Raw genomic sequence first — 25,878 nt, 5'->3', positions numbered from 1 at the left:
ATTAATAAAAAAAGTCGTCCCTACAATAATGGACAATCCTGAAATTAATAGAACATCTTCTAAAATACTTATAAAAAACATAAAGAATCGCATGTCATTCCCCCTAAAATGAGAAATCTTGACTTAAAATATATGAATTTAAGTCCATTTCACCAGAATTGAGCATGCATCGAACATGTGAGTTAATAACAGATGCAATTGGGTCAATTCTTTCTGTTGTTTTTGACTTGTCCAACATAATGTTTTCGTTAGCATCCTGTTTTGTTATAGCATTGCTAACAGCCCAATTTAATACAGGGTTGTTATTATGGATGACTTTTTTCTGATACACTTGTTCACGAAAATCCTTTGTAGGACCTGATAAAGTCGCCATTCCTTGACGTATTTCCACCACTGTATATCCTTCCGCTTCCATGTCTTGCATGAATTGCGTTGCATTCCAAGGGTCAGCACATATTTCTTTTATTTTGAATTTATTCTCTTTTTCCATGGTTTTAATATGTTTTTTAATATATTCATAATCAACTACCGCACCAGGTGTTGTTGTAATCCACCCTTGTTGTATCCAAAGATCATACGGAACTTTATCTGTCTTTCTTTTCTCATGCAACGTATCTTCCGGCATAAAACTATGACTAATTACGATATACGTATCATCCTTTTTAAATTCAAAATCTACACTTGTTAAGTCAATTTTTGCTGATAAATCGACACCTACTGTGCATTCCAACCCTTTTAATTCGGATAATTCCACAGTTTCTTTGCACTCTTTCCATTTTTGCATATCCATGTAGCCATTTTCTTTCATATCTACCCATCTATTCATGTTTTTCGTGAGATAATTACGCATTTTCTCAGGTACATCAAGGGCTGATTGAAGTTCTCCTTTTAAGAAAGTACGTCCTTCTTCATAACTACATAGAATTGGATTTGCTTTCTCCCACACTTCTGAATTCGTAATCTCATCATCTTTATCTAATTCATTAACCATGACAAAATATTCTTCGTTTTCAATATCAATATTAGGGTCCAAAATCTTAGAAACATATTGATACTCCACACGATAGCAAGGATGACTCAAATTAAAACCAGCTGTCGTTATAATCATCATAAGTGGATTCGGACGAGCACCCGAACCTGACACCAAAACATCATAAATTTCAGAAGTAGGATGTGCATGATATTCATCAATAATTCCGCACTGAACATTCAGTCCATCACCAGATTTCCCAGCATCTTTTGATAGTGCTGAAATAAAAGAATCAGTTTTAAGGTGTTCAATTTTCCCATACGCAATATTAAACTTTCCTTTTAAATCTTCACATCCATTCATTTGTGCTTTAATTTCATTCCAAACAATTTTACTTTGTTCCGTTTTCGTAGCTCCAATGTATACTTCCGACATATTTTCACCAAATGCCATTGCTTCATAAGAACCTACACACGCTAAAGATTGAGACTTTGCGTTTTTACGTCCAACTTGCCAATATGCCTTTTTAAATCGCCTTAATCCCGTATTACGATGAACCCATCCGTAAATATTGCTAAATACAAAAATTTGTATCGAATGTGGTTCAATTCTCTGACCTGCTAATTTTCCTTTTGTATGTTTAAAAAGAGACATCCACTTTAGGAAACGAAGTGCTTTTTCTTCCTTAAAAATATATGGGAAATCTTCAGACCCTTCACGCTCAATATCTCTTAAAAATCGTTTACAAGCCTGTTTATGCTTCTGACAAGCAACAACTTCACCATTTAGTACATCATCACAGTAATCCAACATCCATTGTCTAATCATGTTATACGTCAAACTCCTTTTCTACATTTGTTTTCGGTCCTTGTTTTATATTCGGAATGACAATTTTCGCTCTTGCACTTGGTGTAAGACCAAACTCAACAGCCAAAGCCTTCATTTGTTCATGCAATTGCTTCTTCTTTGTAAGTAGTGGATGTGGAACTTTATTGGTTTCAGCTGCCTTGTTGGTATATTCAACAAGAAGTCCTTCTTCTCGGATAATTTTGGTGCATTCAACATAGTCAGAATAAGCATCGCAATACGTTGCTAATGCATTCACATCTATGTTTGTGATAACGTCTAGCTCTAGTAATGCACCAGCAATTCTTCTAAATTCTTTCTTTGCAACTGAATCTAACCACGTTGGTGGCTTTACCTTGTCCTTTTTTGCTTGTAACTGTTTTTCGGCTTTTAATCGCTGCTCAATTTCATCTTTTGTCAATCGATTTGTATTACCTTCTAATAAATGCAAATGAATCGGCTTCGCTTTCCTTCCTATGAGAACCACCTCCCTCGGCTGAACCCCCTTTTATAGAATAAAACGAACTTTTTACACGGAAAACTAGGAGGCGGTCTCCAGGGAGTCGCCTTTTGCTTTTTCATGGTGGGGGGTATTTATGAATTTTTTCTTTCGAATTATTTTTTGTTTTTCTTTTCATCTTCTTTTGTTTTCTTATTGTGGCAAGCATGACAAAGTGTTTGTAAATTAGATGGTTCTAATCGTTTTGACCAATCAACACGAATAGGTATGATGTGATCGACTACATCACCTATCTTAATGATGTCCTTGCTTCTACATTGAACACATAGACCATGATCTCTACGATAAATAAGCTCACGCATATTCTTCCACAGTCTTGAGTTGTAGAATGAACGTGAGCTTTTGTTTCGAATATGTTTGTCGTAATATCTTACTTTTTCTTTTTCCTTTTCGATATGCTTAGCGCAATACTTATCCCGTGTCAATTCATTGCAACCTAACGACTTACAAGGCTTGAATGCTTTACTTGGCATATGTACCACCTGACGCTTTAGGTATTGTTATACCATTGCATTTAGAACAACGTTTGTCATCACCTGTTACTATATCTATTATTGATTTATAACCGCAATTAAAACATTCACACTTCATTTGGTTTCTATTCTTCCATTTATAAAACAACTTTGCTACATTAAACCCAACAAGAATAATCCAGAAAGGACCGAGACAAATGGCAAATGCAATAGAAATAATAAATGTACTTACTATATATAAACCATCATGTTTCTTTCGTTGTCCAACGTCTCTCGCAACTGGATACATTGTAATGGAACTATAAAGTAAACCAATAATAAGATAGGCTAATATCATCATCATTTACTTCCCTCCACCCTCTTTCTCAACCGTTTCATCTCATCCTCGATAGCAAGATTCTTTTTATTAATCCGTTCATGATACTTTGCTATATCTGATTGATGCTTACGAATCTTATCGTTCACATATGCAGCAACATGTTCGTGATTACAATGAGGACAAATATAGAAGCACTTCTCAATTCTTTTTGGAAGTTGCTCTATTTGTGGTTTCATATCGTAATCTTTATTACAATTAGAACAATAGACTTGCATCTATCCTCACCTCATTTGAAAGAATATTTCGATTATACATTTACAAATAAATACAAATTGCTATAATGAAATTAACATTGCCATCTGGAAAAGTGATTCGCCCCCATGCGAGTTACTTTTCCTTTTTTGTGGCTATTGTTTTAAGAATTCATCCATTGTTTTATCGAGCAAACTGATCGTCGCTTCCCTCTTTTGCTTTGGTGTTGTATTATCTTCCAACTCGTTAAAGAATGGAATAGCACTCTCTAGTTTTTGTTTATCGATATGTTCATTTACAAGATCCTGTCCTAACATTGAAATGAATGTACCAATTGCAACCGCTTGTTCTTGTTTAGTTAGCTTCATTTTCTATCCACCTTTTCATTTAAAGCTCTTACGCATTCTTCTAATTGCCGCATATTACTTTCTAATTTGTAGATGTTTTCTTGTTGAACTGATACTTTCTTTTCTAAGTTATCAATTATTACCTCAAGATATTGACTCACTCTTCATCCCTCCAAAATAAAAAGCACCCGAATGGATGCTTTTTTTATAGACTATTAATTTGTACTTTAATTTCGGTACGTGAAGTTTCATCCTTATTCCAATCACTTAATGATGATCTGCTGATATGCATCAACAATATTAAGTAACTGGAAGAAGAGCAAAAGCTCTCCCTAATAACAGTATCCTTCAATCATTACCATCTGCTGGTTTCGGATTTTATTTGCCGTTATTACGAAACCGTTTAGACAACATATAGTTTATACAGGAATCTTTATGAGTTGTGTTTTCCGCCACTTCTCACAATACAAATATATCACGCTGAATCCAAAACAAACGGCACATTTACTGCCAAAATGCGGTCACTACTCTGCCACATTTTTAATAGGTAATTTATTTTTATTAAAGAATTTTAAAACTGTAGCTGCCTTAAGTATTTGAAAAAGTTTTAGTACGTCGTTTTTACTTAGCGAATCATAATCATGAAGACCATGAGCAATTGTATTTCTATTCAATTTAGAACTTGTATATCGAGTGTCAAACATTTCTCTATACACTCGAATAACTGACAACGAAAAAACTTTTAACATCGGATCTTCTTCCAAATTTTTTAACTTTTTAGGATGAACATTTGACCTTAAACCCTTTACATACTTTGTTTGTTCAACTCTTTGTTTGTCTTCAGTTATATTCCCTCTATACCAAGATGTAATTATATATTCAAATGTCGCAAATAGTGGAAAAGTACACAATTTATATAGTCCAGCTTTATACGCTTCATAAGCTTCGTTAATAAGGCTAGCATGAAATTTATAAATTGGTTCTTTATTGATTTCTGATATGTAAACCTCAAGGTTTTCCTCAATATATTTTGGAACTCCTTCAAGCTTTAACTCTTTATCTTCTATAAGAGCAAATAGTTCCATATCTATACACCAAAAATCTTGTTCATTCTTTTTTAAAAACTTCTCTACATTCCTTGCATCATCTTCTAATTCTCGATTTACCGTTTCCCAATCAATATCATTTATTAATTCACCAATTATTTCCGAAAGCACTAGAAATGATTGATTAGCTGCGGAATGCAGTTCCTTAGCTACTTTATTTATAGTTTGAAAATCCTTTTTAATTATATCATTCCTTAATTTTACTGCTTCCGCCATCTTTTTTTGAGTTTCTACTGCTATATTTCCCCATTCCTTAACTTCAAAAAACTTCTTTTCTGACTCAACAATATTATTTACTTTATTATTAAACTCAAATTTTAAACAAGTCGTTTTTTCTTCTTCTCTTTTTTGTCCATTCGTATTTTCATTATCAATTCCCATTAATACTCCTCCTCTCCTCATCTATTATTTTAACATTTTAATAAATTGTTAAATATATTTATTTATTTATTAGTTACCCATATCTTATATTGTGTGTAACTGACCCCTTCACCAAATCCCTTGATATCATTGACTTTACAATACTTTCCCTTTTGAGTTACACAGTACGAAATTTATGAGTAACTGTATAGTTTTCAAAAGAAAAAGCAATGCTTAGATTTTAAACCTAGTCATTGCTTTATCCATTGCATCTTGGTTTACCCCTATATAACGTAATGTGACCTTCTCTGACGAGTGATTGAATATTTCCATGAGTAATGCTATGTTTTTCGTTTGCATGTACATATGATAGCCGTATGTCTTTCTCAGCGTATGCGTTCCTATTTCATCTAATCCAAACTCTGCCGCTGCTCCGCTTAGTATCTTATATGCCATACTACGACCAATAGGACGATTCCTACCTTGTCTACTTTGCAATAGGTACTCATTATCTTCTCTTTCTTCAATAAACCATTTAAGTTCTCTTTTCAGTGCTGCAGTAATTTGTATTCGTTTCTGTTTCCCTGTTTTCTTTTCCCTCATAGATATATGACTGCCTTTGACATCCACTACCTTCAATTTCAAAATGTCCGAGATTCTCAGGCCTGTATTGATTCCCATAATGAAGAGAATGTAATTACGTAAGCTCTTTTCCTTAAAATAATCTTTTAGCTGTTGTATTTGCTCTGGATCACGTATCGGCTGAACAAAATTCATTATTCATTACCTCCAGTTTCTTCTGTCTCATAAACTTCTAATCTAAGAGCAAAAGCAAGTTTATAAAACACTCTAGCTTTAACGCGTCGATAAGTACGCTCACTCATGCCAATTTCGTTATAGACCATATAATCACATACATCTTCATCTTCCAAATAACGTTTAATGATTATGTTTCTTTGATCCTTTCCTGCACGACCATTACCCAAACGACTAAGGAACTGGTCAATACGAAATGACGTTTGCTTAATCCACTCTTCTCGTTTACTTTGTTGTATGTTAGCCATCGCTACATCTTCCAAGGGCTTTCCTACATCATTAGTAGGTCCGTGATATCTAATTTCATAAGAAGGAGTGACTTTCATTTCTTCGCGCATCATTCCAAACTGTCTATATAAACGTACATTTTCAAGAACACCTTCTAATTCTTTTTGTGTTGCTACTCTATCGATTTTTGGTAAAAATGATAATTGTTCAGTCATGTAAGACCACTCCTTTTTATTTTTAGATTACTTTTGTCTTATTGCTCCACGTCTTCGTTCATAACAAGGTCTATGCATGCCCATTAAATCTTCAATATCACGAGTGCTTAATTTCTCTTTTTGTTTTTTCTTATTTTTCTTCTTTCCTTTCTTGGATTGCTTTTTCCATTCACGTAATTGATCTCTTAACACCTTCATTCTCCTCATCTCCCTTTTCAAAATAAAAAGGACACCATTCTCAAAACAGCTTTATTTGCCGCTTTAATGAATTGGTGTCCTCTAGTTTTCTAGCCGGACTATATTCAATTTCTTTTCACTTTAAAATACCGGCTTGTACAAAAATGTTTCTCCAAGCATTTTTAACTCTATGTTTTTCGAAGGATTTCGCACGTCGAGCAATAGCTTTTCTAGTTTTCTTTTTCTTTAATTTAGACATTTCTCCTAACCTCACTTTCTATTAAAAGGATTATTTTGTTTAAATCTTCCTTAAATCTTCTTTTTACTCCTTAACACACAAACGAATTCCTGTATAATACAATTTAGTAATTAATAGGAGTGTTAAATATGCCCGATACATTAAGAATCATTATTTATATCATTGTAGTAGTTGGTGCATTTGCTACTTTGATAAAAGAGTTTAAAAAGCCTCAAAAAAGTATCTTTTTGATTTTGTTCAATTTTTTGATTCTCATAGGATTTACATATTTATTAACAAATAAGTTGATGTAATTTACATAGTAAATAATCTCTTCCTCTCCTGAATAAAACTCAATATTCCGTTCATACTATAAATACACTTGAGTTCTGAACTTCCTTCTTAACGTTTTTCTGGAGAGCAGTTAGCTTTTGCTAGCTGCTCTTTTAATTACACATTTTTGTCTTAACACTCATATAATACTGAGAATTAAAAAATCATTTCATGTTTAAAGGAAAAGTATTCTTTTTCATTACTCCACTCCCTCTTTAAATAACACTGTTTGAATAAGGTTTTTAAAGAGGGAATACATTTAATAATCTTGGTTACACTGTAAACAGGCTCGTGAATAGCCAATTTTACTAATACCCACTCTATGGCTATTACCTTGGGCCGAGCAATTAGCAAAAGCTAATTGCTCTTTTATATTGAGTTAATAATAAAATTTAGGTCTTATTTCTTTTCTACATCATATACTTTTAACCTAACTATCCAGCTCAAAGTGTTACCTCCTATCTTAAAGAGCACTGATGCATGGTGCTCTTTTTTAGTTTCCTTATTTCTATAAAACGAAATTTTTATACAAAAGACACACAATTAAACAAACGTAACTTCATATGATATATTGCATCCTTTCTTTTTAGAGTGGATAGTCGTTACAGAAGGGCACTTTCCGAAGTGCTCTTTTTTTAATATTCCCTACACCAAATAATTGTTGAATCATATATTAATTTCGAGAACACTCACAAGTCATAGATTTACAATGAGTCTTGGTCAAAGAGCGCTGTTACATGGCGCTCTTTTATTTATAATAAAATGAAATTTTTATAATAAACCTTCAATCTTTGCTATCCCTTCAAATACCGGATAGATCTGTTGAGGAACAACCGCATTCCCTAAAAATCTCAATCTATCTTCGTCCAGTCTCGTGGCAGTCCCATCATCCATTCCACAAATTGCGGGTTGATTTTCTTCCCAAGACGTGTCCAGCAACATTTTCTCCAACAAACCAAGTGGGTCCGAGTTCTCTAATGAGTCGGAAGACTTCTGGCCATAACCATCTTTCGTCTTCTGCACCTCTTCGCTTACCAACAAGACTTTCTCCCTGACAGGGATATCCTGCTGAAATAACTCCAATTGAATCAACGTCAACACCTCCATCTATTAATGATTGTTTCGTAAGTTTATATAAATCCGGGAAAATAGGAATGTTAGGATAGTTCTTTCTAAGTACCTTTTGATTGAACTCTTCTATTTCGCAAAAGGCTGCTGTATCAATTCCAGCCCAATCCGCTGCCATGCTTATTCCTGCAATTCCCGAACATAGATCTAACATTTTCATTTCCTATTCCCCTTTGTTATAAAATAGCGTTTTTGGTAAAAATAATGCCCTCATCCATTTGGACACATTTACCAGTATTTTTACCAAAAAATTCATGATATTGTTATTTAGTCGAGTACGTCATTACTTGGCACTTACCCTTAGAAGCCCCGTGAATAAACGGGGTTTCTTTTATTAACATTCGAGTTTCCATATATATCTGTAAAAATAATCAGTTAAGTGTTAAAATTCCATAGATACTCTTTAGGGAGTTTTCATGTAATTAAACAAGAGTTTAAAAATTCTCGAATCTTAGCCCCTTGGAGCGCCCTTCAAGGGGCTAAACCATTTAAAATAACGATTTTGTATTAAATCACGAACTTTCACTGGATCTGGTAGTGCTTTTTGTTCGTTTTTTCAAATAGAGATTTTGTTTTACTTTTGCTAGCTACCCTTTCCTTGTATAAATGCACCTTTTTTACACACCCTATTAAAATTCAAATATTCCTCTTTTAGGACGGTACTAATATGAACAAGACATTCAAATACATTTTAATCTTCTTTTGTGCGGTGTTTTATATTTTAATTATTGGCTGTATTGTCTATCTAAACTTTGTTTGAGAGCATTTTATTCCTCCAAGTAAGAAATCTAAGAACAAACATAAACATTTATAATTAGTTGGCATAAGGAGCGCACTACAAGGCGCTCTTTAGCTTTAAAATAAGGATTTTGTTAAGGAACTGAATAAAATTCAATATTCCGCTAATACTAATCACAATACAATCTGCTTCTTACCCAGGTTGTATCGAATCGAGCAGTTATTTGCATTAACTGCTCGATTTTAATTTTTGTTACATAAACTTGATATTTTTGTCCATACTATAATCAACCATAAGATTTTGTACTCCTTAAATTAATGGTTGTAATGTTCTCATTGCAGTTAGCTTTTGCTAGCTGCTCTTTTCATTAAAATAAGAATTTTGTTCAGTATTCTGTTGAAGCTATAACACAAGGACTTGTAATTTTTTCATGTTCAATTACCCATTTGAATGGTTTTAAGACCAACAATGTATCGCCGTACTTAGTCATCTGCTGACATTTAGTAAGTTCTTCTTCTGGCAAGTCATCTGCATCTACATGCATCATGGTATTTAAACTTACCTCTCCTTCGAAATACTCATTGACTTCATCATCTTCTAATCCGCACTCATTTTTGTAAAACTCTTTTGCTTGCTCTTCCGTTTCAGCACAAACCCAATCACAATCATTCATTTTAAAAACTTTCATCGTAATCCCTCCATTGCTAATTTCATTGCCTCATGTAGACTATCCGACGACCAATGCCCCTCATTTGCTAACGATTCATAAATCTCATGCGTTGTTAACCCTGAAATAAGTTCAACTTGAATTCTTCTAATTAACTTTCCGAAGTTATTTGTATAATTCAATCGATCCACCCTTTTCTCCAAAATAACTATTTTATTATGTTTCCTAACTTACAGTAATGTCCTTAAAAAAACATTCATATATATTTATCAGATGCACTTTGAAATCCCAGAATATCAAATACTTTTAAGAGTTGACTGACAAACAATATCCGACTTATCTTTAAAAACTTATTAAAAACAACTTAGATATAAAAAAGCTACGTTTTATATAGGATAAAAAATTATCTTACACAAAGGAGCTTGATTATTTGTGAATTACCAAAATGATAATAACTCTAACATTCACAAACCTTGCACTTGTCCATCCCCCACGGCTAACAGTTTAAATGTTGTTCAAACTACCCCAACAATAGTTTCTGTAAATTCTGCGATTCCACTAGATACCGTGGTAAATTCTAATGGAACGGCAATCTCATTCACACCACCAACAACTGTTTTACTTGAAGGTGGAAGAACCTATTTGGCAATCTATGAAGTGCAAGTTATTATTCAGCCAGGAGGTAGTTCTGCAGGTATCACTATGTATCTTAATAATAATGCACTCATTGGTTCAGGTACTTCTCTAGGATATACTGCAGGATTTACTTCTGTATCAGCACCCGCAATTTTTACTACACCTCCAGGTTTACCAAGTACACTTACTGTTAATGTAGGACCATATTCTAGTCCATTAAATACGTTGGGCTTAACTCTTGCTGTTGTAGCATTAACATAATAAAATCTAAAACTCTCTAAAATGATTTTCTTTGTCCTTTAACTGTTTTTTTGGGGGCTAGCCTCTAGGAACTCAATATAACTACATATAGAAAAAAACATTATTTGGTTCGATAGTACTAGGTGACTCGGCTAGCACAATTGCTGAGTCATCTATTTATCTATAATAAAATAACGCTTTTGTTCAATTTAGTAATTTCTTATATAATAAAAGTTAACTAATCTAGAAGGGACTGAATTATGCGCAGATATCAATATTTTTAATCTACCCATCACAACAACATAATGGAGGTAAAAGTATTGATTACAGAATTACAGACACAAAGATTACATTTAAGACAAATGAAGGAATCTGATTCATTAAGCATGTTTAAAATATGGTCTGATCCTGACGTTACAAAATTCATGAACATAAGTAATTTCACTGATGAAAACCAAGCGAAAGATATGATTCATTTTCTTAATGAACTTGCTCAAAATAACAAAGCTCTCCGTTTTACTATTATTGAAAAAGAATCTAATCAAATTATCGGTTCATGCGGCTATAATTCCTTGGATTTCGAAAACTCAAAAACAGAGATTGGTTATGATATTTCGAAAACATTTTGGGGTAAAGGTTATGCCCCTGAAGCGATTTCTGCCCTATTAGATTACGCTTTTACACATCTGAAACTAAATCGTGTCGAAGCAAAAGTTGAACCTGAAAATGTGAACTCCATAAAAGTATTACAAAAATCACAATTCACTTTTGAAGGGACTCTAAGAAAAAGCGAAAAATCAGCCGGCAAGCTTATCGATTTAAATATTTATTCGAAATTAATTACCGATTAATTTTAGTCACTCGGCCTATACTATATTGAAGTATAGGCTTCTTTAATTTTTATACAAAATTCAAATTTGGTCTTACTTCACATCAACACGTTTTTGACTTGCTTCCCTGCTAAACCCATCTGGATATCTTTTTGCTAGTTTAGAAATGTTCATTTGTGCAATATCTTCTAAGGTATATCCCATTTCGTGGGACATGATTGAAATGTAATACAAGATATCTCCTAACTCTAAAGCCAATTTATGAGTATTCCCGTTCTCTTCTCCTGGACAATGAGCCGGATCAAATCCATGACCATGAAAGATAGCTTTTTTTACGATATCAGCAACCTCGCCAGCTTCACCCGTAAGCCCTAATGCTGCATTTAAAACACGTCCACCGAAATCATTATTTGTATTCCATGTACGTAATGTTGCTTCCTGATATTGATCTAATTCACAAATTTGATTGATATTCATTACAGCTTGTCCTCCCTTTGATTCACTAACTAATTTAGTTGCTTCCAATACACCATTTTCCATAACGTTCATTTTGTTTTCCCCTTCCTATTTAGCAAATTCCTAATCCTATCGGACGATTTTCAATTAAATACTTATCAGCCTGATCTATTACAAGGAGCGCAACCTCCGCTTGGTGCCTCTTTAACGCTTTTGCCATCTTTGGCAAGCTCATACCTTGACTCCACATTTCACGAAAACGAATTACATCTCTTTCATCCCAAATGAAGTTAGCTTCTTCTAAAGCGATATATACCTTCAACCGTGATTCCTTCATCGCTTCATGATTTCTCGCTACACTCATAATTGAACCTACTTTCTTAAAAAGGATTATTCTATTATTTCAGTAAACTTAGTATCCACACGTTTAATTTTCCCGTTAACCCAAACAGCTACTTGCTCACCAAATCCACTTTCTGGTGGTTTAACTACTGTAACTTTTCCGTCCTTTACTATTAAAAGCTTGTTGCTGCTAACATCAATTTCTATTTTTTTCATATGTCCCTCTCCTTTTTACTACCGCATGTACTCGACAACATCAGGTTTAAAGCCACTTCCTAAATAAACCCTTACCGGAATTATTTCTTTTTTATCCCTTGCTGCCTTACACAATTCTTCAGCTGTATCCCAATTAAAAAACTTATCTACAGCCCGTTGGAATCTCCAAATTGCCATTACATATTGTTCAAAGATGTCATAACGATCATCTTGTTTAGTTGTGCGTGGTAACTCATCCGTACTCTTTGCATTCTTTGGAACTTGGACGCGTACATCCGCGTATGTATTACGTCCAGTTCCTTTTTTAACATTGGCTTTCATTACATCGAACTCACAAATTGCTGGATCTACATCGAAAATATTTAGTTGCTTAGGCATGTACCTTCACGCTCTTTTCAAGAAGGTCCAATAACTCACTTGCACCATCCTTGCTCAAAAACATTCGGCCACCTAACAATTCGATGTTGGAATCAGATACTTCACCAGTTACAAAGCATGACTTTTCTTGTTTTCTTAAAACAACATTTTCCCCATCAACATGAAAGTCTAATGCTGTTCCTTCAGCAATCCCCAAAGTTCTTCTTAACTCAACTGGAATTACTACACGACCTAGCTCGTCTACTTTTCTTGCAACACCTGTATTTTTCATAGCTTGCTCCCCCTTGTTAACTAACTTTTTGTTGTTTATTACGTTGTAACTCTCGTTTCATTGATTCAAATTTTATTAACCATGCTTGCCAACGCTTATCGTTTTCTTCTTGCTGTTGCTTTGCTACTTCACAATTACAACCGTTCGTTTCAATTACACCCGGATAAGTTTCTTTACGAATAATTCCTGTATCATGACATAATACACACATGCTTATTCCTCCTTATTAGAAACCTAAATTAGCAAGCCTTTGATCAGCTGTCGTAAATTTTAATACCTTTGAATCACCTAATAAACGACTAACCGTTTTAGCATCGTATTTATTAAAAAGTTGTTTTCCAGTAAAGTTTGTTGTAGTAAATGTACTCATTCCCTGTCTAGCATTTGAGACCGCATATAACAGACGTTGTATGAAATCAGAGGCTTGTCTATTTGAATCTGTTGAACCGCTTTCTGCCCCAAGATCATCTAATACTACAAAATCAGCTTGTCCAATTAATTGAACGAAATATTGAAGTGTATATTTACTGCTCTTATCATCGAAAGAATCCATAATCATCCTTGTTATTGCTTCTAATTCAACGTACAAGCAACTTTTCATAAGATGATAATTTTCTTCTTCCTGACTGATATCCCAGAAATATTGATTTAATTCATGAAGCATGCTGTATGCTAGGAAACTTTTTGCCGTCCCTTGATTTCCTGTAAATACAACTTTTCTAGTTTCTCCGTTCTTTAAATCCTTCAAAGTTTCTTCTACAGCTTTCTTGTGACTGTTCGTCTCATCACACCCAATTCTGTAATCAGATAATCTTGAAAGGGGAATTTTCTTATTTGTAATAACACTAGCCTTTTCCAGCATGTTAAACTTCTGCAAACGATTAATCTTTTTATAATGAGCATTAGCCTGTTCCTCTAAAACTTTGTTGTTTTGTTCCACTACACATCTAGGGCAAACAACTTGTCCTTTGTATTCAATCATTTGAACTGGCTTAATGATTTTTTGTCCGCCTATTTCATAAGAGTGATTCATACATTGATCAGAATGGTAAGTCACCTTCGATTCCAGGGATTCCGCCAGTTTTTTCATTGGTGTTGCCATTTCTTTTCGCTCCTTTTTTACCTTTGTTTTTAAAATCTATTTCTGCTGCATTCACATCAGCTAAAGTACGAATGTTTTTGTTAACCCACTGTTTTAAAATGCCCTCAGCATAATTCCATTTCTTCTGCTGTTTCAAAGCACGTTCCATAGCTGCTTGTACAAGTTCTTCGCTTGTATCGTTTACCCATTGCGAGATACTTTCAGTTATGAATGAATTTAAAATACCGAAATTATTTTCATAGAAAGAAAAGATACTACTACTTACATTCTCTGTAGTAATCTTTGTAGTAATCTCTGTATTTGTCTTTACTTTGAAATTAGGAGACTCCTTACTTGTAAGTGAGGAGAGTCTTGATTTAGAAGTAACCACCCTATTTACTTCTAAGTAACCAGGGCCTTCCTCTATTTGTTGATACATACTAGAAATTTTCTTTATTTCTGTTGGTACAGGCTCCACAAACATTACGTTATTCAAAATCTTTCCATCAGCGTTGATAGTCCTAAACTCGATTTTTATTAGTAGCATATCCGTTAATAAATCACATGCTCTTTTCACTTGTAATTTTGTAAATCCAAAAGTATCGGCTAACTGTTGATAATTTTTTTGTAACTTGTCTGCTTTGAATTTTTTCTTGTAAGTTACTTTCCCATCTATTTCATCTCGAATAACTGTAGGGCGATACCAATAAACAATTTCACTCAAAACCATAATCGCTACAATATGAGGTTTACCATTACTAAAAGTGATGTAATTAAACCATTCATGATCTACCACATTACCTTTGAAATTTAACCCACCAATTTCAGTTACTATGTTTGACATAAATATTTACCTCCTTGTACAAACCGCCACATATGCTTGTCCACTTTGGATAATTCGTTGAATTTCATAATGCGGATAACCAACTTTGAAATACCGTTTAATCATCTTTTTTAATTCATCCTTGCTCTCTGCTAAGTCCCAGAATTTATTAGGTAATAGCACTTGATATTCAATTAAATCCATGTACTATTCCCCTACTTTCCGTGGTATACTTATAACAACTTGTTTTTCTTAAAGGACCCACTGCCATGGGTCTTTTTATTTTGTTTTACGTCACTCCAAGCCCATCGTTTTATTGGTTCGTAAGTAATGTAAAGTAGCGATGCACTGCACGCGATAAACATTGCGAATACTGCTAATGATGTTGTATCTTCCACTAGATCACCTCCTTTTGTGCTTCTAACCATGCTTCCAAATCTTTTTGTAGAAAAAGTAGTTTACGCCCTTCTCGTATCACTGGAAACTTAGGATGATTTGCTAATTCATACACCCTACAAACCGCTATGTTTAAGAAAGCTGCTGCTTCCTTCACTCGCATTACCTTGTTTGGTTGTGATTGTTGTTGGAATGAAGCTAAAGCTGCTTGAATTTCTTCTCGAACAACTTCGCGGATTGACTCTTTAATGATTTGATCTAATCCCATTTTGTTTTGCTCCTTTCTAATTTACTTAACCAAACATAACTTAACCTAAAGTTAAGTTATGGGCAAAAAATTTTAATTGCATCTAGCTTCACTTTAAAAAACTCAGCAATTTTCACAATTAAGTCATAATAAGGTCGACGCTTCCCGTTTTCAATATACCAATAATAAACCTCAGTAATACCCACGGCTTCAGCTACTTCCCTACATGTATATCCCTGTTCTACACGTAGCTGTTTTAGAGTTTTCATAAACAACTCCTCTCTTCCGTTTTTGTTGTTATTTACATATTAACTTAACTTTAGGTTAAGTTCAAGTGTTTCCCAAAACTTTTTTAAAAAAAATTACCTTTCCACTTAACTGATAGTTAATATATAATGACAGTGTGACACCATAATAGTGATTTAAAAAAATAATTTCATATAAAATAAACTTGGGGTGTTTTTTATTATGTTTAGTCATGAGAGGTTAAAATCATTAATTGAAAAGAAGAGCATCACCCAACAACAGTTAGCTGATGTAATTGGTGTTAGTCATGTTTCTGTTTATAATTATGTCGAAGGGAAAAAAGCACCCGGTACACGTACACTTCAGAAGATAGCAAATTATTTAAAAGTAACAACAGATTATTTGTTAGGTTTATCTGATTCACCAGATTTAACAGCGGGCCAAGATTTACAGCTAACAAAAGAAGCACACGAAATTCTTCAAATCATTAATGACTTACCCGAAGAACAACGAAAAAAAGCATTAGAACAATTAGAGATGTTTGTGAATTACGAGAAATCTAAAGGAAATATGTAGTGTAAAAAGACTATCAAAAAGTTAGATAGTCTTTTTACATAACTTTTTCTTTTTTTGTTTCACTCAAACAGATAGAAAATAATGCCTCTTTCGGATCATCCTCTTTTTGCAAAAGTAATAAAGCTTGTTTAATTAGATTAACTTCTCCTTCTTTGCTCTTCATCTTCTTCTATCTCCCTCTTTGTGTTTTTGTATTTTTTTTACAAAAATTTCTTTTTTCTTTTTTTAGCGAAAAAAGAAATTTCTCCCAAAACTACAAATGACATCGTCAATTAAGACGATGTCATTTGTAATATATATAAACTTTTATTATGTATTTTACCAACCGCCACCAGGGTCAACCATCATTTGTTGAACTGTAGGTTTTGAATCATTTGTACTAGGTTTTTCTTTTATAGAATCAGTGTTAATGAATAATGTAGCAGCTATTAATAGTGCAGGAATAATTTTAATTATTTTTTTCATTATTTCACCTCTTTCCGAAGACAATTATACCAATTATTCAAATTAAACCCAAGTGTATTTTTGGTAAATTCGAATAAAATATATTCCCTGACTTTTGACACATCAAAAGAGATCGTTTCATTAACTCTTCTTTTTTAGTACCTTCATATGTTAAAGCTAAATATGCAGTCTGTATGTCTGTTAAACTTCCATTCTTCTCTTTTAATCGATTTAATAGTTTTCTCGCCTCCATTTTGTTACCTTGTTTAATCTTTAAATATGCTAGTTCACCTGAATGAACAACATCTAAGCTACTAATTTCTTTATCATGATGAATCTTTAGAAATGATAATGTATGTTGTACCATTTTTCTTTTTTTCTCAATTCCATTAGTCTTACTATCTCCTATCACTTCTAAAGTCTTTTCCAAATAATATTTTGATCTCTCATATTCATTGGCTGAAAAAATATACGATTCACCTAACTTTAAATATGCATTTACTTTTGGAAAAGAAAAAAAGTTATCCCACTCAAGATTATCTAATAATTCCATACTAACATGCCTTGCTTCAATGACTTCACCACCCTGCAACGAAGTAACGGCAATTGCTTCTTTATATCGTAATTTATAACATTCTCGAATATACCTATTACTTATTTTATTTATTTTTATTTCAAGAGATTTTAATCGCTCAATTAAAGAAGTAAAGTTACCCGATTGATATTGCGCTTGACATAATAAAATTTCAATTAACACTTCCATCTCTATTGTTCTTATTGATTTACTTTCCAAGTTTAATGCCTTATGGTACTGTGCAGCATCAATTTCACCTATATATCGTTTATATATAATTCGATACACATTAGCAAATTCTCTATTTTCTGCTACCTTTGATTGTGATTCACTATTTATAATATTAATTAATAGATTAAACTTTCCTCTTAAAGCTAAATCTTCCATTGCCTCACGTAAGTTTTCTGATTTTGGTTTCGTTACATATATATAATCCATTAATAGATTTTCTTGAACCTGTATGCCTTTGTTTAATAGGATGACTGTTTTGGAAAGAAAGCCAAAACTCATGTCTGTATTACCTTTAAAAATTTTCGTAACAGTACTTGGCTTAACTCCCCAATAATTTGCTAGTTTATTTTTCCTTATTCCAGCTGCACATAACTCTTTTTCAATTTGATTTAGAGCTTTCCACATGTTTTGTCCCCCTTATTGGAACAAGACACACTTCCCTATCTTGAAAACGCACCTTAATGATGAATTACATCTAAAGGCTGTGTTATACTAGCCGTATATGTTACGCATAGTCGTAACTGAAAGGCTCATGGCAAATGTTTTCCCTACTACAATTAGGGCAAACGGTGTAAAAGTGTTCCCAGCACAATTACACACGCTATGGGTCTTTTTCGTTCCGTCAAATTATATTATTAAGAATATTCTATCACAAATAACCCAAACATCTATTCTCTCATATTCTGAAAATACTTGAGAAAGTTGAAAATATTAATATACGTCTTGTTTTTTAGACCCCCAATAAAATATGCAATATTGCATTTGATAACTAGAGTAGATATTTCAATATTTTTTAACAACAAATGAAAACTCTACCCTATAACTGAATTTATTTTTATATGGTAAAATATATCCATCGCTGATATGTCCAAACATGTAATTTTCATAGCAGCAAAATTACAACTAGACTTATACAACATGATTCAAAACAAATGAAGGAGTGTTTTAAGTGAAAGGACATATTCGAAAAAGAGGAAATAAGTATTGTATTGTTATTGATATCGGACCTGATCCAGAGACAGGAAAAAGAAGACAGAAATGGTTTTCTGGATATAAGACAAAAAAAGAAGCACAGGCTGATGTTGCGAAGAAGATTACAGAGTTGAATGAAGGAACTTTTATAGAGCCGTCTAAAGTTACCTTAGAAGACTACCTAAATCACTGGTTAGAAATTAAAAGTATGAGTATAGAAAGGAGTACATTTGTCGGCTATAGGGCCTTTATCAACCAACATGTTATACCTAGTATTGGAATGGTGGCACTCCATAAATTAAATGTTATGCACATTCAAAAGTGCTATAAAACCGCGATAGATAGAGGTATTGCAAACAATTCTGTTCTGCTTATGCACAGAATTTTAAAGAGCGCTTTAAATCTCGCTGTAAAACAAAATATTATTTCTCGAAATCCAGCTGATTTTGCTGAGATACCTAAAAAAGAAAGAACCTCTATCCAAACTTGGACAGAGGAAGAAGTAAAAAAGTTTCTTTTGCATTCACAAGAATCACGATATCACATTGGGTATCTTCTTGCAATAACTACAGGTATGCGTATGGGTGAAGTTCTAGGCTTACGATGGCAGGACGTTGATTTTGAAAAACATACCGTTACAATAAACCAAACATCTGGCCATGACAATAAAATCAAAAAAACAGCAAAAACAAATTCGTCAAAACGCACCATTCCTGTACCTAAAGAAACTATAGAATCCTTAAAAAAGCATAAGGTTTTAATTAATCAAGAGAAATTAAGGCTTGGTTCTTCTTATCAAGATTTTGATTTAATTAATTGTAATGAGTTTGGAATGATTATAAAAAAAGCAAATTTTAGAAAGAATTTTATTAGAGCTATACACAACGCAGGCGTAAAAGAAATTAAATTCCATGATCTAAGACATACACACGCAACTATATTATTGAAGCAAGGAGTTAATCCTAAAATTATCAGTGAAAGACTAGGTCATACAGACATTTCAATGACATTGAGTGTTTATTCTCATGTTTTACCGAACATGCAAGAAGAAGCCGTTAAAAACTTTGGTAAAAGCATCTTTGGATAACTTATGTTTGCAAAATGTTTGCAATTCATAAAAATAGGTCAAACAAACGTTGTTATATCAAGGTTTGTTTGATCTATCATCTTATATTCTTGATAAAATCTCCGAATTCCTATTGAAACATTTAATAATGGAATGTTCTCTCCTCCACGCGTTATATACTCGAACCGATATACGTAGGCGAAATAATCTTGTGTATTTTCATCTTTAATAGGCTCTGACATAGCCTCACAAATATTTTGTGATCTAAGTGGAGAAAAAGATATCTCTTCTTCGTTTATGTTTTCTAATTGTATAGGACGTTCACAAAAAATATGTGAAATTAAAGCTGGCACCCACTTAGCATATATTTCATTATCATGTAGTACTGTTAAATTAGAAATTAAATCGTAATGCCATTCATATTTTGGCGATTCTATTAATTTATTAGGTTTCCAATCATGAATAACCTCATACCAACTTTGAAAAATATAATCGAGTTGTTCTTTTCTAATAGGTTCTTTCGATACAATCCATGGTGTATTTTCATTTAATACATATGGATTATGCTGAATAAATAATATATCAGAAAACATATCATATAATCTTTCATTCAATCGTTTCAACTTACTCGTTAATAAAAATGTTTTATAATGTATCTCTACAATATCGAGCCATTCAATAGGGAAATATATAAATGATACGCTTTCGTTTAAAAGAGGTTCTACTATATTTTCAAATGATAACAACTTTAATTTTCCCATAAAATGATTACTTCCTTTCTTCATTTTTCTTGATCACAAAAAACTAGAAAAATAATTACTTAATCTATTCAATTTAAACCAAGTATTCAAAATAAAAGTAAAAACTATTTATCCCAATAAAACATTACCAAAACGACTCTTTTAAAATTAAAAGTAATTATCATATACAGCACCTCCAAAATCGTTAGTTTTATACATTAGAATTATACAATACATATAATGTATTGTATTTATCATTTACAATAACTTTACAATAAAACTAAAAAAGAACACCTTAAGTCGGTGCTCTCCTTACAAATATCAACCATTATGTAATTGAACATATAGATATTGCTCCTAGTAAACCTAATACAAATCCTGTTAAACAAACACAATCAGCAAGACAAATGGAAGACTGCGATAATGGAACAACTGACCTACTTGTATTCGATCCGTATTGTTTTATTTTCTCATAATTTATATCTAACATTAAGTAAAGACATGTTACACCATCCTTAATAGTATGTAGAGATTCTTTTTCTAATCGCTCCAATAATTTACTATTAAAAGCAACTGGAAGAGGATACAGTTTATCTAATTTCATATTTTGATAAATTAATTCTAAACGAGATAATAGATTATTTTTCTTTTTTTCAGATGTTACAGTACATTTAATGTTATTAAGTTCATTTAATAACATCGTCAATTCATCTCTTTTTCCGTATAAATCCTTAGCTATTTTTCTCTTTAGTTTGTACGAATGGATAATAGATTTAAATTCAATCATTTTAATACACTTCCTATTAAATATTATTTACCCATTATTCTATAGATAAACAGTACTTTTTAATCCTATTTAAAATACACTCAAGCATCTTAATTTACTATCGATTAACCCTACACAGTTGTAATAATTTCATTAGCTATACACTAACTAGAAGAAATCACTCCTTAAATTAGACAGACATTTGATGGTAAAACCATAAGAAAAAAGCAATGATTAGATTTTAAATCTAGTCATTGCTTTATCTATCTCATCTTGATTTATACCAATATATCTTATTGTTACTCTTTCACTTGAATGATTGAATATATCCATTAGCGATGGCTATATTCTTTGTCGGCATGTACATGTATAAAGCTAATGTTTTTTAATTGATAAATGTAGTTAATATTCATATGTTACAATAGTACCAGTAGTATCAGAAGTACCATTAAAACAATTAGAGCAACCACCACAACCGCCACAGCCGCCACAATTTCCACAACCAAAACAACCGAAGCAACCAATACAACGGAATCCACCACAACGAAACCCACCACAGCGACCGCCACAACCTCCGCAACGACCACAGCCGCCACAGCGACGAGCAGCATCTTCAATATAGTAATAATATGGATATTGGTTTTGCTGGTCCCAATACACAATATTTCCAGACCGGTAATCATTAAGGCTTAGCGCTTGTAGTTCTTGTTGAAACTGATTCATTTTCATGACCTCCGTTTATAAAATACAACCCCATCGATGCTTTCCTATATTTTTGTTCGTTACATCTAAGTAGAAATAGCGCTATAAACTAAGTTAAATACATACACCAACAAAGTATGACTTATCACTAGATGATGCACCTTGTTCATATACCTATTTTTACTATGGGCTCATTTTTATAAATAGAAATTATAAAATTTGAATTCTAGCGTCATATCTTCATGCTTACTAAGCTCAATTTATTTCTCAATAACCATAATGCCGTATCCTGTACGTTCAAGGTAGAAATTCATTCCATTACGTTGTGCATCTGAAGTTGGAACAGTAACGAAATATGTTAATCCATTTGATTGTTTAATACATGTGGCAGAAGTTTATCCAGTTAATGCGTAGAAAATTAAATTAACTAACTTATCGATATGCCATTTCGCCATATCCGCAGCACTATCGACTTTACACAAATCTGACAAGAAAAAATGTTATAGATAGGTATTATCCATACCTATCTATAACATTACTTCTATTCTTTATCCAATTACATCTTTTACTTCTGTATTCACTGGCCACTTTTCTAAAGTATAAGCCATTTCCCAAAATGAATATTCATATTGGCTACTAATAATAAAATGTTGTTTCATTCGATTTCGGTCTGCCTCTGTTACTTTTTCAGCTATTGCATCTAATCGTGTAATTTGCTCTTCAACTAATGTTCGGAACCAATCAGATCCATAAGCAGAAATCCATTCGTTATAAATCGGCTCTTCTGGCTGACACTCTTTTAAACGCTCACCAATTTCATAATACAGCCAATAGCAAGGTAAAATTGCTGCAATGATATCGCCTAAATGTCCTTCATACGCAGCACGATACATATGTGAAGTATATGCGTATGCAGTTGGAGCAGGGATAAAATTATCTTTTTCTTCTTGTGTTATCCCTAGTTTCTTCGCAAAATTCTCATGTAATGATAATTCCGCCTCATATGTATTTTGGGCATGGTGTGCCATACGAGCTGTCGTTTCTAATTCCAGTGCTTTTGCAGCTCCTAAAGTTTGTACTCTAGCAAAGTGACTTAAATAATATGAATCTTGAAGCACGTAATAGCGAAAACTAGCTAAATCTAATGTTCCTTCACCAAGTTTTTTTACAAAAGGATGCTGAAAACTAGCTTCCCAAATTGAATCTACTTCTTTACGTAACGATTGTGAAAAAGTCATGTGAATTCCTCCAATAATTAATTTAATATAAGTATTTATCCACAGTTATTAACGCTTTAAAATAAAAAAACTTTCTTTACAGGCGTAAAGAAAGTGAAATTGACAGTATTTATTCATGAAATAACAATGTCTTTCCCACTTCCCTACGCTGGCATTAACCAGATCAGGTACTAAGAGTCTCAAATCCCCATTTGATCTCAGCCTATAATAGGCCCCCCTAGTGGATAAATATTTAATTTTCGTATTGTATTCATCATAACATACTTCATGTTACTGTCAAAAGTATTCATGATACTGCTACTTAAAACCCTTCTTCTTCCCTTACTCTTAATGAAGTTTCAATAATCATATCTAATAGTTTGCTATAATTAATTCCCGCTGCATCTGCACTTTTTGGTAGTAGACTTGCTTGTGTCATCCCTGGTAATGTGTTAACTTCCATTACATATGGAATACCGTCTTTCACCATCATATCAACCCTTGCATAAACACTACATTTTAATGCTTTATAGCAAGCCAGTGACGCTTTGTTTACACGTTCTTTCAATTCAACTGGAAGTTCAATAACTTCTTCAATAGTACCAGCATCATCATATTTCGCATTGTAATCAAAGAACTCCGCCGCGTGTCGAATTGAAATGATGGGTAACTGTTTTCCATCAAAAATGGAACATGTAATCTCGTCACCTTTTATATACTTCTCTATTACTACTTCAGAATCCCATTCAAACACAGTTTCCAGCATTGAAATTAATTCGTCTTTATTATAGACAATCTTTACTCCAACACTTGACCCACCAGAGTTTGGTTTTACGACTAACGGAAATCCTAACTTATCTAACTCATCAAGATTTAGATCCTCCATTTTTGTAAGTTCAATCCAATCTGGTGTTTCTATTCCTTCATAACGTAAAATCTTTTTCGAAATATTTTTGTCCATACATATACCGCTAGATAACATATTGCTCCCGCTATAAGGAATACCTAAACTTTCAAGCGTTCCTTGAACAGTCCCGTCTTCTCCGTATTTTCCGTGTAATGCGAGCAGCGCAAAATCAATGTCTTTCGCTTTTTCGATTAAATCCATTTTTTCGTTTAACGTAATTGGAACTATGTCATACTTACTTTTATCTAAATGTGCAATCATTTCATTTCCAGTCATAATTGATACTTGTTTTTCAGAGGATACTCCTCCCATAATAACGCCAATTCTCATTTCCTCAACTCCAAATTTCATTTTTTATTGTATCACCGATTATTTTAATTCCCCGAACTATTTCTTCTTCTTTCAGACGTGAAAATCCTAATCGAAAAGTATTCGCTCCTCCTCCATCAGAGTAAAAAACATCTCCAGGAGAAAATGTAACTCCTTGCTCATAACACTTTTGCAAAAGAGTTCGGGCATGAATTTTTTCATCTAACTCTATAAATAAATGAAGTCCACCATCACCGGTCATCCTTTGAAACGGAATGTACTCGTTACACGCCCCAACAGCTAACTCATATTTTTTCTTATAAACAGATCTTGCCTTTTTTAAATATTTTTCAAAATATCCTTCATGTAAATATTGAAACAGAACAGCTTGATCTAAAGTAGATGTATGAATTGTTCTTGCTCTTTTTACACTTTCTAAATGATGGATCAGCTCTTTATCTGCAATGATCCATCCTACACGTAAACCAGGGAAAAGTACCTTCGAAAAGCTACTAATATAAATCACATTATTACCAGCGCCAGCAAAAGTTAATAATGGTGCTAAATGTGAACCTGAATAACGTAGTTCCTCATTAAATCCATCTTCTATAATAGGAACCTTATATTTTGAAAATAATCTCATCAGTTCCGTTCTTTTCTCTGAACTTGTAACAATACCGGTTGGATTATGATAGGAAGGAATTAAATATGCAAAATCAAACTCTTTTTCACGCAAGCTTTTTTCAACTTGATTCGTATCAAGGCCATCCTCATTCATATCAATACCATGAACTTCAAGGCCATGTAAGCGGAACAGCTTCAACGCAGCATGGTGAGTTGGATTCTCACAAATAACTCGACCTGATTTTTTCGATAATGAGGATAGTACTATGTCTAATCCTTCGGTAAATCCATTTGTAATTAAAATATCTTTGTTCGAAATATCTACACCTTTCATTTCCATATAATGAAGTAGATAATTCATTAACGGTCTATAACCTTTTGCGTATCCGTAGTTTAATACGACATCACCTTCAATGGACATACGAGTAAGAAAAGCTCTTTTGAAATTTTCCACATCAAATAGCTTTTCATCCGGAGCGATGCTGTTAAAAACAATCATTCCTTTTTCCCAGCGAACACCATGTTTCATTAAATCTAATTCATCCGCTAATAGGGTAACTGTATTAAGTTTATTTTTCCAATCTATTTCAACAGACGAAGTGTTGCTTATATCAACCTTCGCAACAAAATTCCCTTTTCCTTTAACTGCATAAATGAGCCCTTCTTGCTCCAAATCTGCATAAGCAGCGAGTACAGTATTTCTGCTCACACTTAATAATTCACTTAGTTCCCTTGTTGAAGGTATTTTTTGATCTCCGAGCAAATGCCCTTTCATAATCATCTTTTTTAAATAATCTTTCAATTGAATATAAACGGGACGATCTTTCACAACTTTAAAATCTTTAAACAATTTC

The 25,878-nt window shown here is 33.0% G+C and carries 40 protein-coding genes, 3 pseudogenes and 1 riboswitch; of the genes and pseudogenes, 5 read left to right on the top strand and 38 right to left on the bottom strand.

All coding sequences use genetic code 11. The annotated features are described in order from the left end of the window. Positions 1 to 103: 103 nt before the first annotated feature. The 12 genes from ACYVEC_RS15985 to ACYVEC_RS15930 all read right to left on the bottom strand — a co-directional run bounded on the left by ACYVEC_RS15985 (position 104) and on the right by ACYVEC_RS15930 (position 6,888). Positions 104 to 1,798 carry a terminase large subunit gene (locus tag ACYVEC_RS15985; protein WP_431113452.1) on the bottom strand — a complete coding sequence of 565 codons (1,695 nt, stop codon included), beginning with the start codon at positions 1,796 to 1,798 and terminating at the stop codon, positions 104 to 106. Position 1,799: 1 nt separating this feature from the next. Further along, positions 1,800 to 2,303 (bottom strand): phage terminase small subunit P27 family, encoded by a 504-nt coding sequence (locus ACYVEC_RS15980; protein WP_431113451.1) that lies wholly within the window; start codon positions 2,301 to 2,303, stop codon positions 1,800 to 1,802. 128 nt (positions 2,304 to 2,431) lie between these two features. Beyond that, positions 2,432 to 2,809 (bottom strand): HNH endonuclease, encoded by a 378-nt coding sequence (locus tag ACYVEC_RS15975; RefSeq protein WP_431113450.1) that lies wholly within the window; start codon positions 2,807 to 2,809, stop codon positions 2,432 to 2,434. Continuing rightward, a complete protein-coding gene (locus tag ACYVEC_RS15970) occupies positions 2,799 to 3,152 on the bottom strand; it encodes a hypothetical protein (protein WP_460507230.1) in 354 nt (117 codons plus the stop codon). The genes ACYVEC_RS15975 and ACYVEC_RS15970 overlap by 11 nt, the downstream gene beginning before the upstream one ends. Beyond that, positions 3,149 to 3,403: a hypothetical protein gene (locus ACYVEC_RS15965; protein ID WP_431113448.1), complete on the bottom strand. Its 255-nt coding sequence runs from the start codon at positions 3,401 to 3,403 to the stop codon at positions 3,149 to 3,151. The genes ACYVEC_RS15970 and ACYVEC_RS15965 overlap by 4 nt, the downstream gene beginning before the upstream one ends. Positions 3,404 to 3,535: 132 nt before the next feature. Continuing rightward, on the bottom strand, positions 3,536 to 3,748 hold the full coding sequence (locus ACYVEC_RS15960) for a hypothetical protein (protein ID WP_429704154.1): 213 nt from the start codon (positions 3,746 to 3,748) through the stop codon (positions 3,536 to 3,538). Further along, a complete protein-coding gene (locus ACYVEC_RS15955; protein WP_431113447.1) occupies positions 3,745 to 3,888 on the bottom strand; it encodes a hypothetical protein in 144 nt (47 codons plus the stop codon). The genes ACYVEC_RS15960 and ACYVEC_RS15955 overlap by 4 nt, the downstream gene beginning before the upstream one ends. Positions 3,889 to 4,251: 363 nt before the next feature. Then, positions 4,252 to 5,214: a hypothetical protein gene (locus tag ACYVEC_RS15950; protein WP_431113446.1), complete on the bottom strand. Its 963-nt coding sequence runs from the start codon at positions 5,212 to 5,214 to the stop codon at positions 4,252 to 4,254. A gap of 213 nt (positions 5,215 to 5,427) precedes the next feature. Further along, entirely contained in the window at positions 5,428 to 5,970 is a 543-nt protein-coding gene (locus ACYVEC_RS15945) for a site-specific integrase (RefSeq protein ID WP_431113445.1), read from the bottom strand. Beyond that, a complete protein-coding gene (locus tag ACYVEC_RS15940; RefSeq protein ID WP_431113444.1) occupies positions 5,970 to 6,452 on the bottom strand; it encodes an ArpU family phage packaging/lysis transcriptional regulator in 483 nt (160 codons plus the stop codon). Before ACYVEC_RS15940 ends, ACYVEC_RS15945 begins: the two co-directional genes overlap by 1 nt. A 27-nt stretch (positions 6,453 to 6,479) precedes the next feature. Beyond that, positions 6,480 to 6,650 (bottom strand): hypothetical protein, encoded by a 171-nt coding sequence (locus ACYVEC_RS15935; protein ID WP_098112097.1) that lies wholly within the window; start codon positions 6,648 to 6,650, stop codon positions 6,480 to 6,482. A 115-nt stretch (positions 6,651 to 6,765) separates the two neighbouring features. After that, complete coding sequence (locus tag ACYVEC_RS15930; RefSeq protein ID WP_081085923.1) at positions 6,766 to 6,888, bottom strand: DUF3983 domain-containing protein; 123 nt, start codon at positions 6,886 to 6,888, stop codon at positions 6,766 to 6,768. A 128-nt stretch (positions 6,889 to 7,016) separates the two neighbouring features. On the opposite strand from ACYVEC_RS15930, the gene ACYVEC_RS15925 reads away from it, so the two are divergent. Beyond that, entirely contained in the window at positions 7,017 to 7,181 is a 165-nt protein-coding gene (locus ACYVEC_RS15925) for a hypothetical protein (protein WP_431113443.1), read from the top strand. Between the two features lie 790 nt (positions 7,182 to 7,971). Here ACYVEC_RS15925 and ACYVEC_RS15920 read toward each other — a convergent pair. From ACYVEC_RS15920 to ACYVEC_RS15910, 3 genes and pseudogenes are all read right to left on the bottom strand, one after another. Beyond that, a pseudogene (locus ACYVEC_RS15920) lies at positions 7,972 to 8,488 on the bottom strand (DNA cytosine methyltransferase). A gap of 964 nt (positions 8,489 to 9,452) precedes the next feature. Beyond that, positions 9,453 to 9,755 carry a hypothetical protein gene (locus ACYVEC_RS15915; RefSeq protein ID WP_431113442.1) on the bottom strand — a complete coding sequence of 101 codons (303 nt, stop codon included), beginning with the start codon at positions 9,753 to 9,755 and terminating at the stop codon, positions 9,453 to 9,455. Continuing rightward, on the bottom strand, positions 9,752 to 9,925 hold the full coding sequence (locus ACYVEC_RS15910; RefSeq protein WP_431113441.1) for a hypothetical protein: 174 nt from the start codon (positions 9,923 to 9,925) through the stop codon (positions 9,752 to 9,754). The genes ACYVEC_RS15915 and ACYVEC_RS15910 overlap by 4 nt, the downstream gene beginning before the upstream one ends. 241 nt (positions 9,926 to 10,166) lie before the next feature. Between ACYVEC_RS15910 and ACYVEC_RS15905 the strand changes: the two genes are divergently transcribed. Together ACYVEC_RS15905 and ACYVEC_RS15900 are read left to right on the top strand one after the other, a co-directional pair. Then, a complete protein-coding gene (locus tag ACYVEC_RS15905) occupies positions 10,167 to 10,631 on the top strand; it encodes a hypothetical protein (RefSeq protein WP_106081245.1) in 465 nt (154 codons plus the stop codon). A 299-nt stretch (positions 10,632 to 10,930) separates the two neighbouring features. After that, positions 10,931 to 11,461 carry a GNAT family N-acetyltransferase gene (locus tag ACYVEC_RS15900; RefSeq protein WP_063224936.1) on the top strand — a complete coding sequence of 177 codons (531 nt, stop codon included), beginning with the start codon at positions 10,931 to 10,933 and terminating at the stop codon, positions 11,459 to 11,461. 72 nt (positions 11,462 to 11,533) lie between these two features. Here ACYVEC_RS15900 and ACYVEC_RS15895 read toward each other — a convergent pair whose 3' ends face one another. The 12 genes from ACYVEC_RS15895 to ACYVEC_RS15840 are packed head-to-tail and all read right to left on the bottom strand — an operon-like array spanning position 11,534 to position 15,919. Beyond that, entirely contained in the window at positions 11,534 to 11,989 is a 456-nt protein-coding gene (locus ACYVEC_RS15895; protein WP_098649253.1) for a nucleoside triphosphate pyrophosphohydrolase family protein, read from the bottom strand. 19 nt (positions 11,990 to 12,008) lie between these two features. Next, entirely contained in the window at positions 12,009 to 12,260 is a 252-nt protein-coding gene (locus tag ACYVEC_RS15890; protein WP_098649252.1) for a helix-turn-helix domain containing protein, read from the bottom strand. Positions 12,261 to 12,286: 26 nt separating this feature from the next. Next, positions 12,287 to 12,454 (bottom strand): DUF3954 domain-containing protein, encoded by a 168-nt coding sequence (locus tag ACYVEC_RS15885; RefSeq protein WP_098649251.1) that lies wholly within the window; start codon positions 12,452 to 12,454, stop codon positions 12,287 to 12,289. An 18-nt stretch (positions 12,455 to 12,472) separates the two neighbouring features. Beyond that, on the bottom strand, positions 12,473 to 12,832 hold the full coding sequence (locus ACYVEC_RS15880) for a cell division protein SepF (RefSeq protein ID WP_431113440.1): 360 nt from the start codon (positions 12,830 to 12,832) through the stop codon (positions 12,473 to 12,475). Then, positions 12,825 to 13,103: an AbrB/MazE/SpoVT family DNA-binding domain-containing protein gene (locus ACYVEC_RS15875; RefSeq protein ID WP_431113439.1), complete on the bottom strand. Its 279-nt coding sequence runs from the start codon at positions 13,101 to 13,103 to the stop codon at positions 12,825 to 12,827. Before ACYVEC_RS15875 ends, ACYVEC_RS15880 begins: the two co-directional genes overlap by 8 nt. 16 nt (positions 13,104 to 13,119) lie before the next feature. Beyond that, positions 13,120 to 13,314: a hypothetical protein gene (locus tag ACYVEC_RS15870; protein ID WP_431113438.1), complete on the bottom strand. Its 195-nt coding sequence runs from the start codon at positions 13,312 to 13,314 to the stop codon at positions 13,120 to 13,122. Between the two features lie 15 nt (positions 13,315 to 13,329). Next, on the bottom strand, positions 13,330 to 14,205 hold the full coding sequence (locus ACYVEC_RS15865) for a P-loop NTPase family protein (protein WP_087985226.1): 876 nt from the start codon (positions 14,203 to 14,205) through the stop codon (positions 13,330 to 13,332). Next, positions 14,144 to 15,028: a DnaD domain-containing protein gene (locus tag ACYVEC_RS15860; protein ID WP_431113437.1), complete on the bottom strand. Its 885-nt coding sequence runs from the start codon at positions 15,026 to 15,028 to the stop codon at positions 14,144 to 14,146. Before ACYVEC_RS15860 ends, ACYVEC_RS15865 begins: the two co-directional genes overlap by 62 nt. A 6-nt stretch (positions 15,029 to 15,034) precedes the next feature. Continuing rightward, positions 15,035 to 15,211 (bottom strand): hypothetical protein, encoded by a 177-nt coding sequence (locus tag ACYVEC_RS15855; protein WP_071735813.1) that lies wholly within the window; start codon positions 15,209 to 15,211, stop codon positions 15,035 to 15,037. Between the two features lie 29 nt (positions 15,212 to 15,240). Beyond that, positions 15,241 to 15,405 carry a hypothetical protein gene (locus tag ACYVEC_RS15850; RefSeq protein ID WP_088122880.1) on the bottom strand — a complete coding sequence of 55 codons (165 nt, stop codon included), beginning with the start codon at positions 15,403 to 15,405 and terminating at the stop codon, positions 15,241 to 15,243. Next, positions 15,405 to 15,671 carry a helix-turn-helix domain-containing protein gene (locus ACYVEC_RS15845; protein ID WP_229138006.1) on the bottom strand — a complete coding sequence of 89 codons (267 nt, stop codon included), beginning with the start codon at positions 15,669 to 15,671 and terminating at the stop codon, positions 15,405 to 15,407. Before ACYVEC_RS15845 ends, ACYVEC_RS15850 begins: the two co-directional genes overlap by 1 nt. A gap of 56 nt (positions 15,672 to 15,727) precedes the next feature. Next, positions 15,728 to 15,919: a helix-turn-helix domain-containing protein gene (locus ACYVEC_RS15840; RefSeq protein ID WP_000854271.1), complete on the bottom strand. Its 192-nt coding sequence runs from the start codon at positions 15,917 to 15,919 to the stop codon at positions 15,728 to 15,730. Positions 15,920 to 16,118: 199 nt separating this feature from the next. Here ACYVEC_RS15840 and ACYVEC_RS15835 point away from each other — a divergent pair, with 199 nt between their 5' ends. Continuing rightward, positions 16,119 to 16,472 (top strand): helix-turn-helix domain-containing protein, encoded by a 354-nt coding sequence (locus ACYVEC_RS15835; protein WP_053564396.1) that lies wholly within the window; start codon positions 16,119 to 16,121, stop codon positions 16,470 to 16,472. A gap of 34 nt (positions 16,473 to 16,506) precedes the next feature. On the opposite strand, the gene ACYVEC_RS15830 is transcribed toward ACYVEC_RS15835, so the two are convergent. The 3 genes from ACYVEC_RS15830 to ACYVEC_RS15820 form a co-directional block, all read right to left on the bottom strand. Further along, a complete protein-coding gene (locus ACYVEC_RS15830; RefSeq protein ID WP_000836785.1) occupies positions 16,507 to 16,635 on the bottom strand; it encodes a hypothetical protein in 129 nt (42 codons plus the stop codon). Positions 16,636 to 16,790: 155 nt separating this feature from the next. Beyond that, positions 16,791 to 16,937 carry a hypothetical protein gene (locus ACYVEC_RS15825; RefSeq protein ID WP_000720288.1) on the bottom strand — a complete coding sequence of 49 codons (147 nt, stop codon included), beginning with the start codon at positions 16,935 to 16,937 and terminating at the stop codon, positions 16,791 to 16,793. A gap of 37 nt (positions 16,938 to 16,974) precedes the next feature. Beyond that, a complete protein-coding gene (locus tag ACYVEC_RS15820; RefSeq protein ID WP_431113436.1) occupies positions 16,975 to 18,126 on the bottom strand; it encodes an AimR family lysis-lysogeny pheromone receptor in 1,152 nt (383 codons plus the stop codon). Between the two features lie 544 nt (positions 18,127 to 18,670). On the opposite strand from ACYVEC_RS15820, the gene ACYVEC_RS15815 reads away from it, so the two are divergent. Continuing rightward, positions 18,671 to 19,780 carry a site-specific integrase gene (locus tag ACYVEC_RS15815; protein WP_431113435.1) on the top strand — a complete coding sequence of 370 codons (1,110 nt, stop codon included), beginning with the start codon at positions 18,671 to 18,673 and terminating at the stop codon, positions 19,778 to 19,780. Positions 19,781 to 19,851: 71 nt separating this feature from the next. Here ACYVEC_RS15815 and ACYVEC_RS15810 read toward each other — a convergent pair. The 8 genes and pseudogenes from ACYVEC_RS15810 to pdxR all read right to left on the bottom strand — a co-directional run. Further along, positions 19,852 to 20,520: pseudogene (locus ACYVEC_RS15810) on the bottom strand (pPIWI_RE module domain-containing protein); the annotation flags it as partial. Positions 20,521 to 20,827: 307 nt separating this feature from the next. After that, positions 20,828 to 21,286 carry a homoserine dehydrogenase gene (locus tag ACYVEC_RS15805; protein ID WP_180230791.1) on the bottom strand — a complete coding sequence of 153 codons (459 nt, stop codon included), beginning with the start codon at positions 21,284 to 21,286 and terminating at the stop codon, positions 20,828 to 20,830. Positions 21,287 to 21,499: 213 nt separating this feature from the next. Further along, positions 21,500 to 21,650, bottom strand: a pseudogene (locus ACYVEC_RS15800) (site-specific integrase); the annotation flags it as partial. 17 nt (positions 21,651 to 21,667) lie between these two features. Continuing rightward, on the bottom strand, positions 21,668 to 21,988 hold the full coding sequence (locus tag ACYVEC_RS15795) for a heterocycloanthracin/sonorensin family bacteriocin (RefSeq protein ID WP_063224923.1): 321 nt from the start codon (positions 21,986 to 21,988) through the stop codon (positions 21,668 to 21,670). A 239-nt stretch (positions 21,989 to 22,227) separates the two neighbouring features. After that, positions 22,228 to 22,347 carry an N-acetylmuramoyl-L-alanine amidase C-terminal domain-containing protein gene (locus tag ACYVEC_RS15790; protein WP_142332667.1) on the bottom strand — a complete coding sequence of 40 codons (120 nt, stop codon included), beginning with the start codon at positions 22,345 to 22,347 and terminating at the stop codon, positions 22,228 to 22,230. A 168-nt stretch (positions 22,348 to 22,515) separates the two neighbouring features. Continuing rightward, the gene (tenA, locus tag ACYVEC_RS15785; protein WP_063224922.1) at positions 22,516 to 23,205 is read right to left on the bottom strand and encodes a thiaminase II; all 690 of its coding nucleotides are present in this window, start codon (positions 23,203 to 23,205) and stop codon (positions 22,516 to 22,518) included. A gap of 123 nt (positions 23,206 to 23,328) precedes the next feature. Then, a riboswitch (TPP riboswitch) is annotated at positions 23,329 to 23,434 on the bottom strand. 72 nt (positions 23,435 to 23,506) lie between these two features. Next, complete coding sequence (ddlB, locus tag ACYVEC_RS15780; protein ID WP_063224963.1) at positions 23,507 to 24,421, bottom strand: D-alanine--D-alanine ligase; 915 nt, start codon at positions 24,419 to 24,421, stop codon at positions 23,507 to 23,509. Between the two features lie 4 nt (positions 24,422 to 24,425). Beyond that, complete coding sequence (gene pdxR, locus ACYVEC_RS15775; protein ID WP_063224921.1) at positions 24,426 to 25,874, bottom strand: MocR-like pyridoxine biosynthesis transcription factor PdxR; 1,449 nt, start codon at positions 25,872 to 25,874, stop codon at positions 24,426 to 24,428. Positions 25,875 to 25,878: the final 4 nt, after the last annotated feature.

Source organism: Bacillus sp. MN7755, from assembly GCF_054771475.1.
Note: the sequence above shows the minus strand (reverse complement) of the source record. Positions and strands in the feature narration are given on the sequence as shown.